This window comes from Tsukamurella asaccharolytica, assembly GCF_007858435.1.
Taxonomy (GTDB): domain Bacteria; phylum Actinomycetota; class Actinomycetes; order Mycobacteriales; family Mycobacteriaceae; genus Tsukamurella; species Tsukamurella asaccharolytica.
The window spans coordinates 161,905-175,323 of record NZ_VIGW01000001.1 but is presented as its reverse complement, the minus strand read 5'-3'; the positions used below and the strand labels follow the sequence as shown (position 1 = coordinate 175,323).

Here is a 13,419-nt window from a genome sequence, read left to right as displayed (position 1 = left end):
GCGGGATCAGCGGGAGGGACCACGGGGCGGGGCCGCCGCGCTCAGTCCTCGCGGGTGGGGCGGCGCAGGCCCAGGCGGGCGGCGGAGCGCCGGCCACCCCGGCCCGCGGTCGCCGCGCGACGGTGCGGCCGTACCGCTCGGCGCTGATCGCGCCGCATCCGCCGACGCTCCGCGGGCTTGTTGTCCCAGGCCTCGGGCCGGGCGACGACCCAGCGCTTGGACCGCCACGCGAACGGGATGTGCAGCAGGTAGAGCGCGATCACCAGCAGCAGCGCGATGTACGGGTAGGTGACGGTCAGCGCCGCGAGGCCCGCGACCACCACGAGCACAGCCGCGGCCTTCGCCGGCTGCACGGTCATGGTCTTGAAGCTGGAGGTGGGGATGCGGGAGACGGTCAGAGCGGCGATGAAGAGCGTCCACGCCGCGACCATCGGGGTGCTGACCCACCAGCCGTCGCCCCACTCCTGCTGGGCGGCCAGCGGGGCGAGGACGAGTATGGCGCCGGCGGGCGCGGGCACGCCGACGAAGAAGTCCTTGGTGTACGCGGGCGCCGTCGGGTCGGCGGCGAGGGTGTTGAACCGCGCCAGCCGCAGCACCATCGCCACCACGTAGAGCAGCGCGACGATCCAGCCCGCGGGCGAGCCGGGGAAGCACACGAAGTACAGGATCAGCGCGGGGGTGACGCCGAAGTTGATGGCGTCCGCCAGGGAGTCCAACTCGGCGCCGATGCGGGTGGACGCGCCCAGGAGCCGCGCGACGCGACCGTCGAGGCCGTCCAGGATCGCCGCGATCACGACCAGCATGATCGCCACGTCCACCTTGCCGTCCGCCGCGAACCGCACGCCCGTCAGGCCCGCGCAGAGCGCGGCGACCGTCAGCATCGACGGCAGGATCATGACGCCGACGGGGCGGGGCGACGCGGTGGACGACTCGTTCACGACAGGCGCGCGATCATGGTCTCGGCGGCCACCGCACGCTGGCCGCTGTAGACGGTCAGCTCGGTGCCGGCGGGGAAGTACGTGTCGACGCGGGAGCCGAACCGGATGATGCCGTAGGTCTCACCCAGCTCGAGGGTGTCGCCGGGCGCGCAATCGGTGCGGATGCGCCGCGCGACGAGACCGGCGATCTGCACGACGCCGACCGGTCCGTACTCGGTGGCGAGGCGCACCGAGGTCCGCTCGTTCCGGTCGCTGGCCTCGGGGAGGTCGGCGGGGACGAACTTCCCGGCGGTGTGCACCACGGAGTCGACGACGCCGGCGAGCGGGGCGCGCTGCACGTGCGCGTCGAACACCGACAGGAAGATCGATACCCGGGGCAGGGGCGCCTCACCGAGGCCCAGCTCGAGGGGCGGAACGTGCTCGTCGACGAGGGTCACCTCGCCGTCGGCGGGGGCCACCGCGACGCCCTCGGCGGTGGGGACCACGCGGGCGGGGTGTCGGAAGAATCCGGCGCACGCGACGGCGGTGATCAGGGCGGGAACCCGGATCCAGCTCCTCCGGTAGCCCACCGCTGCAACTCCGAGGGAACCCGCGATGAACGGGGTCCCCGCGGGGTGCAGCGGCGGGACGGTGTGCCGGATCAGCTCGGCGATGTGCTCGATGCCGGAGGTGTGCTCGGTCAGGTGCCCGTCGACCGGCGTACGAGGTCGGCGTGCCACCCGACATCCTCTCTATTCGCGTTCATGTCGGGGGACATTCTGTCACCCGACGGAGCTATCCCCTGCGGCCGGTGACCAGCTTCACGATGAACAGCAGGATGCATGCCCCGGCGAGCGCGGTGAAGAACGTGAACCAGTAGCCGCCGCCGGCGACGTCGACGCCGATCAGTCGCAGCAGGAAGCCGCCGAGCACACCGCCGACGATGCCGACGACGATGTTGAGGAGGATGCCCTGCTGGGCGTCGGTGCCCATGATCTTGCTGGCGATCCACCCGGCGATGCCGCCGATGATGATCCAGCCGATCCATCCGACGGATTGGACTCCGGCTGCTGCGAGAAGGGCCGTGTCTGCGTACTGCGCGATCATGTTGTCTCCTCGTTAGGGGTCGAGGGCGATCACGTCCACCGGTGCCCCCGCAGCCAGCTTCTCGACCTTTGCAGGAACATCCATCAGACAATTCGCCCGTGACAGCCATCGTAGGTAGTGCGAGCCCGGTCCACCGACAACTGAGACAGAATCGGTACCGTCGGTCTCAGTACGTAGGAATCCGCGCAGGTACTGGCGTTTCCCGGGAATCGATTCGACGGCCTCGGCGAGTCGCGCGGACCGTCGTGGGCGGCCGGGCAGGCCCATCGCGGCGCGCAGCGCGGGTCGCAGGAAGACCTCGAAGGAGACGAGAGCGCTGACGGGGTTGCCCGGGAAGGTCACGAAGGGGACCCGCAATCCGTCGTCGAATCCGACGGTGCCGCACCCCTGCGGCATGCCGGGCTGCATGGCGACCTTGACGAACTCGACGCCGCGGTCCGCGAGGGCGTCCTTGACCACTTCGTACGCGCCCGCGCTCACCCCGCCGCTGGTCACGACGAGGTCGATCCCGCCGGCCGCGACGCGCTCGGCGAGGCGTGCCAGGAAGGCGTCGGCGTCGTCCGCCACGAACCGCACGATCTCCGCGGTGGCGCCTGCCTCGCGGATCGCGGCCGCGAGCATGGGGGCGTTCGACTCGTAGATCTGCCCGGGCCGCAGCGGCGTGCCGGGTTCCACCAGCTCGGAGCCGGTGGACAGGACGGCGACGTGCAAGGGGGCGAGCACGGGAACCGTCGTCAGGCCCAGCGCCGCCGCGAACCCGACCAGCGCGGGCCGCACGGTCTCGCCGCCGCGCAGCGCGGTGTCGCCGGCCACGATGTCGCTGCCCGCGGCGCGGAAGTACCGGCCTGGTTCGGGCGCCTCGTCGATGCGGACCCGCTCGACCCCGCCGTCGGTCCGCTCGACGGGCACGATCGCGTCGGCGCCGTCGGGCACGGGGGCGCCGGTCATGATGCGGCACGCGGCCCCGGGCGCCAGCGCGGGCACGTCGGTGCGGCCGGCGGGAACATCGAAGGCGACGGGCAGCACGGCGCCGGCGGGGGCCTCGGACGCGCGCACTGCGTACCCATCCATCGCGGAGTTGGTGAAGGGCGGCAGCGAGAGCGGCGCGGGCACGTCGCGTGCCAGGACGAGGCCGAGTGCGTCCGCCACCGGCACGTCGACGGCCCGCGGTCCGGGGACCAGCGCGGCGATCGCGGCGCGGTGCTCGTCGACGGACCGCATCAGGCGGGCGCCCCGGCGAGGCGGGTGAGTAGCAGCGCCTCGGCCAGGGCGGTGCGCCGCAGTTCGGCGGGGTCGACGGACTCGTTGGGCGCGTGGATCCGGCACTGCGGCTCCTCGACGCCGAGCAGCGCGATCTCCGCGTTCGGCGCGGCCTTGCGCAGTTGCGTGCACAGCGGGATCGAGCCGCCCTGGCCGCTGAAGGCGACCTCGGCGCCGTCGTACGCCTCGGTCAGGGCCTCGCGGAGCACCGTGTAGGCGGGGCCGGTCGTCTCGGCGGCGAAGGGCTCGCCCACGGACTCGACGATCGCGTCCACGTGTGCGCCCCACGGCGCGTGGTTGGTCAGGTGCGCGACGAGCAACCGGCCCGCGTGATGCGGGTCGATGCCGGGCGGGACCCGCAGGTTCAGAAGGGCCGCCGCGCGGGGCTGGATGGCCGCGGCCGCGGTGGCCGTCGCGGGCGCGTCGAGGCCGATGACGGTGACGGCGGGCCGTGCCCACAGCTGGTCGGCGATGGCGCCGGAGCCGAGGATCGCGGCGTCGTCGTAGATCGCGGCGTCGGCGGCGAACTGGGCCGGCTCGTAGGGCTCGCCGTCCCATCGCGCGGAGTTGTCGAGCCCGTCGATCGTGGTGTTGCCGAAGCCGTCGCGCAGCGTCGCGAGCAGCGCGATGAGCGCGGCGAGGGCATCGGGCGCGGCGCCGCCGAAGGCGCCGGAGTGCAGGTCGGAGGTGCCGGTGCTGAGCTCGACGCGCACGGTCGCGACGCCCCGCAGCGAGGTGGTCAGCGTCGGCCGGCCGACGGCCACGTTGCCGGTGTCGCCGATGACGATGAGGTCGGCCTGCGCCAGCTCGGGCCGCTCGGCGACGAGGTCCTCGAGGCCCGCGCCGCCGCCCTCCTCGGAGCCCTCGATGATGATCCGCACGCCGACGGGGAACGAGCCGTCCTCGCCGCGGACGGCCCGCAGCGCCGTGAGGTGCGCGACGAGGTTGCCCTTGCAGTCGGCGGACCCGCGGCCGTACCACCGGTCGGCGCCGTCGGGGCCGGGACGGGTGGTGAGGGTGAACGGGTCGGAGTCCCAGGCCTCCCGTGGTCCGGGCGGCTGCACGTCGTGGTGGCTGTAGAGCAGCACGGTCGGGGCGCCCTGCGGAGCCGGGGTGTGCCCGACGATCGCGATCGACCCGTCGGAGGTCGTGACCTGCTCGATGTTCCCGATGCCCGCCTCGGCGAAGGCCTTCGCCACCCACGCCGCCGACGCCGCGTTGGGCTCGGCCCCGAACTCGGGGGAGTCGTGCACCGACGGGTGCGCGACCAGTTCCGCCAGGTCGGACTTGGCCTTGTCCATCAGCTTCTCGACGGTGTCCCGCAGGTTGTGCTCGGTCATCGGCTCACCTTAGCGCGGCACAAGTGCGCGACAGGTCGCTCGTGGTTCACTTATGCGAACCCTTGGAGGAGGAATCCATGCTGCGTAAGTCGCTGTGCACGGTGGGGGCCGCAGTGCTCCTCGCGGGATGCTCGACGACGGTGCCCGGCACGCCGGTGGCGGATCCGTCGGGTGCGCCCAAGCCGGAGACCGGGTCGTTCGCCACCGCGCCGCGAACCATCGGCCCGACGACCCAGGCGACGGGGAGGCGCTCGAGGGCTACCGGATGGCGGAGACCGTGCCCTACCTCTACGAGGTCGACCCGGCGTTGCACTTCCGCGGCAACGTGATCACCGGCTCCCGCGAGACGATCAAGCGGGGTGTGACGAACCTCTTCGGCCAGGCCGCCGCGGACGCGGTGGGGAACAAGCCTGAGGTCTGGGTATCGGTGGGCACAAGTGATACGGCGCAGGGCACGAAGTACGACGCCAACCGGAAGCAGAGGGCCGAGACCGTCGCTCTCCTGCGGATGGCGAGCCCCGCCGACGCGGCCTCGGTCGTCGGCCCGGCCCTCCGCGCGCCCTCGAAGGACTCGTCCGGCAAGGACGACCCGGCCAAGGTGGAGACGAAGATCCCCGGGTACGGCGCCGCCGTCGCCTACACGCAGACCTTCCCGTCCGCCGGCACGGCGACGGTGGCCTTCGTGGCCTACAAGCAGTTCGTCATCGGCGTCTTCGGGGACTTCTCCGTAGACCAGATCCGCACGTACTTCGACCGGCAGACGAAGGCGCTCGAAGGCTTCCGGCCGACGCCGATCGACAAGGTGAGCACGCTCCAGCGCGACGCCGAGGGCGTCGCCAAACTGACCCTCGCGCCGGAGAAGAGCACCGGCGGCTACGCGGTCCCCGCGCGGTCCGCCGTGCTGCGGCAGACCGACGTCTCGCGGTCGGTGAAGACTTTCGCCGATGCGGGCGTCGATGTCGTGGGCTCCGGTGGCAGCACCGTCTACCGGGCGAAGGACGCGAAGGGAGCGCGGCACATCGTGGACGAGTTCGCCGACGAGAACCGCAAGGCCTTCACGAAGGTCGAGGAGCAGGCGGTCACGGGCGTGCCCGGCGCGACCTGCCTGACCTATCCCATCTACGAGAGTTCCAACTCGAAGGTGACGTGGTGTGCGGTCGCGGTCGGGCGGTACACGGCGGAGTTCAGTTCCTCGCAGCGGCAGCAGGCTCTCCAGGGTATCGGCGCCGCCTATCTCGTTCTGAAGAACAACTCCTAGCGCAGTAGCCGAGACGACGAAGGGGCGCCCCCGGCTGGCAGGAGCGCCCCTTGCTCGATCTCGGGGAGGCTACTTCGCCTCGGCCTCCGTCTTGATGTGCGAGAGGGTCTGCTTCATCCCGACCAGGAGGCCGCGCTCGAAGTCCTCGTTGCCGCCGAGGAGAGCGCCCACGAGGAAGCTGCTGACGGCTGTCGTCTTGCCGCCCGCCGCCTCGCGGCGCTGGACGACGGTGGTCTTGTCGCCGTCCGGGACCAGGGTGAAGCTCCAGACGGTGTGGTTCTCGGCCACGCGGAACGCGACGCGCTCGTTGGGCGTGAACTCGGTGACCTGGGTGTTCGTGGGCCACACCTTCCAGCCCTGACGGTTGATGTTCAGCATGCGGGTGCCCTGCTTGATCGGGCCGCCGAACACGAACACCTTCTTGCACTGCGGGCTGCGACGGCCCATCGCCTCGAGGTCGGACACGACCGACCAGACCTTCTCCACGGGCGCGTCGATCACGACGCTCGACTCCAGAACAGCGGTTGCCATGACTTGAGCGTACCGGGGAGGGAACGAGGGTCCTCGCTGCCAGCGGCGACGACCTTGCACTCGACCCTGTCGAGTGCTAGAAACGACTTAGCACTCGGATTACGTGAGTGCTAGGTCGAAGAGGTGAGACCGGGCCCTGTGCGCAACCCGCGCAGGTGACACGCCGGGTCGTCCGTCGCGGGCATCGAATCGACCTAGAAGACGTGTCCAAAGTACGGGCCGAACCGGCCCCTATCTGGAGGAATCACTTCGCAATGGCCAAGATCATCGCGTTCGACGAAGAGGCCCGCCGCGGTCTCGAGCGGGGCCTGAACGCCCTCGCCGACGCCGTCAAGGTGACGCTCGGCCCCAAGGGCCGCAACGTCGTGCTGGAGAAGAAGTGGGGCGCCCCCACGATCACCAACGACGGCGTTTCCATCGCCAAGGAGATCGAGCTCGAGGATCCCTACGAGAAGATCGGTGCCGAGCTCGTCAAGGAGGTCGCCAAGAAGACCGACGACGTCGCGGGCGACGGCACCACCACCGCCACCGTTCTGGCCCAGGCGCTCGTGCGCGAGGGTCTGCGCAACGTGGCCGCGGGCGCGAACCCGCTGGGCCTCAAGCGGGGCATCGAGAAGGCCGTCGACGCCGTCACGGAGCACCTGCTGAAGGAGGCCAAGGAGGTCGAGACCCGGGAGCAGATCGCTGCGACCGCAGGCATCTCGGCCGGCGACCCCGCCATCGGCGAGCTCATCGCCGAGGCCATGGACAAGGTCGGCAAGGAAGGCGTCATCACCGTCGAGGAGAGCAACACCTTCGGGCTCCAGCTGGAGCTCACCGAGGGCATGCGCTTCGACAAGGGCTTCATCTCGGGCTACTTCGCCACTGACGCCGAGCGTCAGGAGGCCGTGCTCGAGGACGCCTACGTGCTGCTCGTCGCCGGCAAGATCTCGACCGTCAAGGACCTGCTGCCCCTGCTGGAGAAGGTCATCCAGTCGGGCAAGCCGCTCGCGATCATCGCCGAGGACGTCGAGGGCGAGGCCCTGTCGACGCTCATCGTCAACAAGATCCGCGGCACCTTCAAGTCGGTCGCCATCAAGGCTCCCGGCTTCGGCGATCGTCGCAAGGCGATGCTGCAGGACATGGCGATCCTCACCGGTGGCCAGGTCATCTCCGAGGAGATCGGCCTGTCGCTCGACACCGCTGGCCTCGAGGTCCTGGGCCAGGCGCGCCAGGTCGTCGTGACCAAGGACGAGACCACCATCGTCGACGGTGCCGGCTCCAAGGAGCAGATCGAGGGCCGTGTCTCGCAGATCCGCGCCGAGATCGAGAACAGCGACTCGGACTACGACCGGGAGAAGCTGCAGGAGCGCCTCGCGAAGCTGGCCGGCGGCGTCGCCGTCATCAAGGCCGGTGCCGCCACCGAGGTCGAGCTCAAGGAGCGCAAGCACCGCATCGAGGACGCGGTCCGCAACGCCAAGGCCGCCGTCGAGGAGGGCATCGTCGCCGGTGGTGGCGCTGCTCTCGCGCAGTCGGGTGCCGTCTTCGAGAGCCTGGCTCTCGAGGGCGACGAGGCCACCGGCGCGAACATCGTCAAGGTCGCGCTCGACGCCCCGGTCAAGCAGATCGCGGTCAACGCCGGCCTCGAGCCCGGCGTCGTCGCCGAGAAGGTCCGCAACTCGCCCGCCGGCACCGGCCTCAACGCCGCGACCGGTGAGTACGAGGACCTCCTCAAGGCCGGCATCAACGACCCGGTGAAGGTCACCCGCTCGGCGCTGCAGAACGCAGCCTCGATCGCGGCGCTGTTCCTCACCACCGAGGCCGTCGTCGCCGACAAGCCGGAGAAGGCCGGTGCCCCGGTCGATCCGACCGGCGGCATGGGCGGCATGGACTTCTAAGAAGTCCTCTCCGCTGGGATCTCAGGGCCCGGCATCGTCATTCCCGACGGTGCCGGGCCCTTCCCGTTCAGAAACCGGCGTTCAACGCGGTGACACGGTGAATATCTCCGCGTGGCCCAGTTGAACGCCGGTTTCGGAACGTCTCCGGCATCACGACGAGCGGGCGACCCGCGTCACCAGGGCCTGCAGCGCCCGCTCCGACGCGGTTCCCGCCTGCGCCTGGTACGCCACCACGAGCTGCCCCGGAGCGGCGGCGACCTCGAGGGTGGACCACTCGAGTTCCAGCACGCCCAGGTCAGGATGCGCGATCACCTTCTCGCCGTTGGCCTTCGCCTGCACCTCGCCCTCGCCCCACAGCCGGGCGAAGTGCTCGCTCCGCACCGACAGCTCACCCACCAGCGCCATCAGGCGCGGGTGCGACGGATTCGGGCCGGACAGCGACCGCAGGTTCCCGACGGTCTCCCGGGCGACGGTGTCGTAGTCCAGGAAGACCTCGCGCGCACGGGGATCGAGGAACAGCGACCGGGCCATGTTGTCGCCCACGTGCAGCCCGATGCCGCGGTGCAGTTCCTCCCCGGCGGCGTTCACCGCGATCAGGTCCAGTAGCGAGTTCGCGACGATCGTCGGATTCGGCCACGAGTCCACCAGCCGCCGGAGTACGTCCGAGACCTCGTCGACCACCTCGCCGCGGCTGGCGGGCAGCTCGGCCAACTGCGCGAGGTGGGCGGCACCGTCGTCGTCGAGCTGCAGGACCTCTGCCAGCGCCGCGACGACGGCGGGCGACGGCCTGCGGTCCCGCCCGCGCTCCAGCCGCACCAGGTACTCGACGCTGATCCCCGCCTGCGCCGCCACCTCCTCCCGCCGCAGCCCGGGGGTGCGCCGCACGCCCATGGTGCGCAGGCCGAGCGTCGACGGGTCCACCCGTTCGCGCCGGGCCCGCAGGAATTCGCCGAGCAGGTTCTCGTCCACGGATGACACGGTACCCATTCGCGCAGGTCCAAGCAGGTAGTGCGACTACCCGGCAGCCGCACGGCCTCCCTGTCCCGCGCAGCGGACGAGATCGTTATCACCATGACTGAGACACAGAACCTGAAGAACCGTACCGCCCTCGTCACCGGAGCCGGCACCGGCATCGGCGCGGCCACCGCCGCCGCACTCGCCGCGGCGGGAGCCCGCGTCGCGCTGGTCGGGCGTCGAGCGGACCGCCTCGCCGCGGTCGCCGCTGAGACGGGTGCCGCGTACGCCGCCGCCGACGTCGGCGACCGGGCGGGCCTGACCGCCGCCGTCGCCGAACTCCGCGAGCAGGTCGGCCGGTTCGACCTCGTCGTGGCCAACGCCGGCGCCATGCTCGCCGCGCCGTTCGACACCGCCGACCAGGACGAATGGGACCGGATGGTCTCCACCAACGTCACCGGCCTGCTCAACACGGGCCGCGCGACGATCGACGACCTCACCGCGGCGGCCGAGAGCGGACCCGCCGACCTGGTGCTCGTCAGCTCGATCGGAGCCCACATGGTGCTTCCCGGCTACGCCGTCTACACCGCGACGAAGGCCGCGGTCACCCATCTCACCACCAACCTCCGCGCCGAGTTCGGGCCCCGAGGCGTGCGGGTCCGCGCGATCGAACCGGGGATGACGGAGTCCGACCTGGGGCAGGACATGTCCGACGAGGGCGCGCGGGAGTTCTTGCGGCAGTTCACCGTCGACAATCCGCCGATCCCCGCCTCGGCGATCGCCGACGCCGTGGTCTGGAGCTCCGCACAGCCCGCGAACGTCAACGTCGCGTCGATGATCGTGCTCCCGACGACGCAGGGCTGACCGCGCCTGCAACAGAAATCTCCCGCCGCGGCAGATATCTCCGCTCGCCCCGTGTATTCGCGCGGCGAGCGGAGATATCTGCTGCGTCCGGCGATTCCTGCCTCGCCGGGCACGCGACCGGTACCCCCTGAGTCCGGCCGACACCGAGTTGGCAGAATCGATGCGGCACCGTCAGTGAAGAAGAGGAAGGCGACGACGTGACCGCAGAGACCCTTCAGTTCCAGGCCGAGACCGATCAGCTGCTGTCGCTGATGATCCACTCCGTCTACTCGGAGAAGGACATCTTCCTGCGCGAGCTGATCTCCAACGCCTCGGACGCCCTCGATAAGCTGCGCCTCGAGGCGTACCAGGACAAGGACCTCGACGCGGACGCCTCGGATCTACACATCGAACTGCGCCCCGACGTCGAGGCCCGCACGCTCGCGATCAGCGACAACGGCATCGGCATGAGCCGCGACGAGGTCGTCGACCTCATCGGCACGCTCGCCAAGTCCGGTACCGGCGAGCTGCGGCAGAAGCTGGAAGCCGCGAGGCAGGCGAAGGAGCAGGGCGCGTCGGCGGAGCTCATCGGCCAGTTCGGCATCGGCTTCTACTCAGCGTTCATGGTGGCCGACCGCGTCGTGCTCGTCACCCGCAAGGCGGGCGAGGACACCGCCACCCGCTGGGAGTCCGAGGGCCAGGGCACGTACACCGTCACCGACCTCACCGACGACGACGTGCCTGCGCAGCACGGAACGACGATCACCCTGCACCTCCGCGCCACCGACGGCGACGAGAGCCTCCACGACTACACCTCCGAGCACGTGCTGCGCTCGGTCGTGCGGCGCTACAGCGACTTCATCGCCTTCCCCATCCGTCTGGTGAAGCCCGCGACCGAGGCCACCGGCACCGAGGGCGACGAGGGCGAGGGCGAGAAGGCCGGCCCCGAGACGCTGAACTCCATGCAGGCGCTGTGGGCCCGGCCGAAGGACGAGGTCACCGACGAGGAGTACGCCGACTTCTACCGCCACGTCAGCCACGCCTTCGACGAGCCGCTCGAGACGATCGCGGTCCGCGCCGAGGGCACCTTCGAATACCAGGCGCTGCTGTTCATTCCGACGATGCCGCCGTTCGACATGTTCTACCGCAACACCAAGCCGGGTCCCGCGCTGTACGTCAAGCGCGTGTTCATCATGGATCACTGCGAGGCGCTGCTCCCGCCGTACCTGCGCTTCATCACCGGCGTGGTCGACGCGCAGGACCTCTCGCTCAACGTCTCCCGCGAGATCCTGCAGAACGACCGGCACCTCGTGATGATCCGCAAGCGGCTGGTCAAGCGCGTCCTGCAGACGATCTCGGCGATGCGCGAGAACGAGCCGGAGAAGTACGAGACCTTCTGGACCGCGTTCGGCGCGGTGCTCAAGGAGGGCCTGCTCGACGACCAGGACAACCGCGAAACCCTGCTCAAGGCATCGTCGTTCGAGTCCACGTTCAGCGATACCGGCACCACGGGCCTCGCGGACTACGTCGCCCGCATGCCCGAGGGGCAGGACGTGATCTACTACGCCACCGGCGAGTCGCGGCGGCAGCTCGAGTCCTCCCCGCACCTGGAGGCGTTCGCCGCCAAGGGCTTCGAGGTGCTGCTCCTCACCGACCAGGTCGACGAGCTGTGGACCACGGGCGCGGAGTTCGACGGTAAGCGGTTCGTCTCCGTCGCCAAGGGCGAGGCCGACCTCGGCGAGGACACCCCCGACGCCGAGGGCTTCGAGCCGCTCACGACGTGGCTCGCCGAGGTGCTCACCGACAAGATCTCCGGCGTGCGCCTGACCTCGCGCCTGACCACCTCGCCCGCCTGCCTCGTGGGCGGCGAGTTCGACCTCACGCCGCAGCTCGAGCAGATGTACCGCGCCAGCGGCCAGGAGGTGCCCCGCACCCGCCGCACGCTCGAGCTGAACCCGGACAACGACCTCGTCAAGGGCCTGCGCGACCGCCTCGCCGGCGACGAGGCCGCGCGCGACGACGAGGCCCTCAAGGACGCCGCCGAGATCCTGTACGGCACCGCCGTCCTCGCCGAAGGCGGCGCACCGGCGGAGCCCGCCGAGTTCGCCGCGATCCTCGCCCGCCAGCTCGGCCGCAGCCTGGGCTGATAGTTCGTGGCGCAGCGGCGTACCGTCGGGGACATGGACTCAACCGCTGCACGGGACCTGCTCATCGACTCCTTCGCCCGCCTTCGCGAGCACGCGGAGGAAGTGACGGCGGGCCTCGACCCGGACATCGCGAACCGCCGGATCGTGCCGGAGGCCAACACGATCGCATGGTTGGTGTGGCACAGCGCCCGGGTGATCGACGCGCAGCTGGCGCCGATCGCCCGCGTCGAGGAGGTCTGGACGGCGAACGACTGGTACGGGCGGTTCGCACTCGACCTGCCGTCGGAGTCGACGGGCTACGGCCACAGCCGCGCCGAGGCGGCCGAGGTGCACGGCAGTGACGCGCTGCTCATCGGTTACTTCCGCGACGTGGACGCCATGGCGAGCCGCTACCTCGCGGACGTCACCCCGGACGCGCTGTCCCGCGTGATCGACGAGGCATGGGACCCGCCGGTCACCGTCGCGGTGCGGCTGGTGAGCATCGTCGACGACTGTGCGCAGCACCTGGGTGCTGCCGCGTACCTCAAGGGCGCTCTTCAGGACTGACGCCGAAGGCGCGCGCCCCGGTCGTGAAGGCTGCGAAGGCCTCGAGCATCTCCGTGCGCATGGCCGCCACCGCGGCGTCCAGGTGCGCTTGCGCAGCAGCCACGGCCCCCGCGTGCTCCCGGCACGGTCCGGCGTGCGCCTGACAGTCGTCGCAGTCCCGGCACGGCGCGAATACCGCCTCCGCCGCTGACTGCACCCGGTCCATCGCCTCGAGGATCGAGTACTCGGGCGGCTCCTGCGGGTGGCTGCGAAGGTGGTTCAGCGCGAACCGCTTGGCCTGGGCGGCCACCGTCGCGAGCCGGGCGTGTTCCAGGCACGCCTCTTCGAGTCCGTCCACGCCGGCTGGGCTCGCGGCGACGAGGTCCGGATCCGGGTCGCCCAGCCGCGCCCGATGTGCGTCGTACGCCCACTGGGCGGCCTCGTCCTCCTCGTCGAGCATCAGTTCCTCGATGTACTCGGCGTCGTTGCCGAGCACGAAGGCCGTCTGTGCCGGCGTCAGAGTCCCGGAAGGGCGGTCCAGGTACAGCAACGCCACTCCGCCCGGCCACCCGTCGGCGTCGCGGGCCGTCGGCCAGTCCTCCGAGTCATCCAGCGGGGAATCGTGGGTTTCCATGGCGCGACTCTCCACGCACGCACTGA

General features: G+C 70.7%; 13 protein-coding genes. 5 read left to right on the top strand and 8 right to left on the bottom strand.

What is annotated here, in order from left to right; translation table 11 throughout:
* Positions 1 to 41: 41 nt before the first annotated feature.
* Genes FK529_RS00830 through FK529_RS00810 form a run of 5 tightly spaced genes read right to left on the bottom strand, consistent with a single transcriptional unit; the run spans position 42 to position 4,624 of the window.
* Positions 42 to 896 carry a CDP-alcohol phosphatidyltransferase family protein gene (locus tag FK529_RS00830; protein WP_146559481.1) on the bottom strand — a complete coding sequence of 285 codons (855 nt, stop codon included), beginning with the start codon at positions 894 to 896 and terminating at the stop codon, positions 42 to 44.
* Between the two features lie 38 nt (positions 897 to 934).
* Positions 935 to 1,657 (bottom strand): phosphatidylserine decarboxylase, encoded by a 723-nt coding sequence (locus FK529_RS00825; protein ID WP_146558658.1) that lies wholly within the window; start codon positions 1,655 to 1,657, stop codon positions 935 to 937.
* 55 nt (positions 1,658 to 1,712) lie between these two features.
* On the bottom strand, positions 1,713 to 2,024 hold the full coding sequence (locus FK529_RS00820; protein WP_146558656.1) for a GlsB/YeaQ/YmgE family stress response membrane protein: 312 nt from the start codon (positions 2,022 to 2,024) through the stop codon (positions 1,713 to 1,715).
* A gap of 12 nt (positions 2,025 to 2,036) precedes the next feature.
* The gene (gene moeA, locus FK529_RS00815; RefSeq protein ID WP_146558654.1) at positions 2,037 to 3,245 is read right to left on the bottom strand and encodes a molybdopterin molybdotransferase MoeA; all 1,209 of its coding nucleotides are present in this window, start codon (positions 3,243 to 3,245) and stop codon (positions 2,037 to 2,039) included.
* The gene (locus tag FK529_RS00810; protein WP_146558652.1) at positions 3,245 to 4,624 is read right to left on the bottom strand and encodes a M20/M25/M40 family metallo-hydrolase; all 1,380 of its coding nucleotides are present in this window, start codon (positions 4,622 to 4,624) and stop codon (positions 3,245 to 3,247) included. The genes moeA and FK529_RS00810 overlap by 1 nt, the downstream gene beginning before the upstream one ends.
* A 127-nt stretch (positions 4,625 to 4,751) precedes the next feature.
* Between FK529_RS00810 and FK529_RS00805 the strand changes: the two genes are divergently transcribed.
* Positions 4,752 to 5,882, top strand: coding sequence for a DUF7373 family lipoprotein (locus tag FK529_RS00805; protein ID WP_146558650.1), 1,131 nt, complete (start codon positions 4,752 to 4,754; stop codon positions 5,880 to 5,882).
* A 69-nt stretch (positions 5,883 to 5,951) separates the two neighbouring features.
* Here the strand turns inward: FK529_RS00805 and FK529_RS00800 are convergent, their stop codons facing one another.
* Positions 5,952 to 6,413 carry an SRPBCC family protein gene (locus tag FK529_RS00800; RefSeq protein WP_146558649.1) on the bottom strand — a complete coding sequence of 154 codons (462 nt, stop codon included), beginning with the start codon at positions 6,411 to 6,413 and terminating at the stop codon, positions 5,952 to 5,954.
* A gap of 254 nt (positions 6,414 to 6,667) precedes the next feature.
* Here FK529_RS00800 and groL point away from each other — a divergent pair, with 254 nt between their 5' ends.
* Positions 6,668 to 8,290: a chaperonin GroEL gene (gene groL, locus FK529_RS00795; protein WP_146558646.1), complete on the top strand. Its 1,623-nt coding sequence runs from the start codon at positions 6,668 to 6,670 to the stop codon at positions 8,288 to 8,290.
* 150 nt (positions 8,291 to 8,440) lie between these two features.
* Here the strand turns inward: groL and FK529_RS00790 are convergent, their stop codons facing one another.
* On the bottom strand, positions 8,441 to 9,259 hold the full coding sequence (locus FK529_RS00790) for a helix-turn-helix transcriptional regulator (protein ID WP_146558644.1): 819 nt from the start codon (positions 9,257 to 9,259) through the stop codon (positions 8,441 to 8,443).
* Positions 9,260 to 9,361: 102 nt separating this feature from the next.
* On the opposite strand from FK529_RS00790, the gene FK529_RS00785 reads away from it, so the two are divergent.
* The 3 genes from FK529_RS00785 (at position 9,362) to FK529_RS00775 (ending at position 12,780) form a co-directional block, all read left to right on the top strand.
* Positions 9,362 to 10,108 carry an SDR family oxidoreductase gene (locus tag FK529_RS00785; RefSeq protein ID WP_146558642.1) on the top strand — a complete coding sequence of 249 codons (747 nt, stop codon included), beginning with the start codon at positions 9,362 to 9,364 and terminating at the stop codon, positions 10,106 to 10,108.
* Positions 10,109 to 10,305: 197 nt separating this feature from the next.
* On the top strand, positions 10,306 to 12,234 hold the full coding sequence (gene htpG, locus FK529_RS00780; RefSeq protein ID WP_146558640.1) for a molecular chaperone HtpG: 1,929 nt from the start codon (positions 10,306 to 10,308) through the stop codon (positions 12,232 to 12,234).
* Positions 12,235 to 12,267: 33 nt separating this feature from the next.
* Positions 12,268 to 12,780: a mycothiol transferase gene (locus tag FK529_RS00775; protein ID WP_146558638.1), complete on the top strand. Its 513-nt coding sequence runs from the start codon at positions 12,268 to 12,270 to the stop codon at positions 12,778 to 12,780.
* On the opposite strand, the gene FK529_RS00770 is transcribed toward FK529_RS00775, so the two are convergent.
* Positions 12,758 to 13,393: a hypothetical protein gene (locus FK529_RS00770; RefSeq protein ID WP_146558636.1), complete on the bottom strand. Its 636-nt coding sequence runs from the start codon at positions 13,391 to 13,393 to the stop codon at positions 12,758 to 12,760. The two genes, FK529_RS00775 and FK529_RS00770, sit on opposite strands and share 23 nt — an antisense overlap.
* Positions 13,394 to 13,419: the final 26 nt, after the last annotated feature.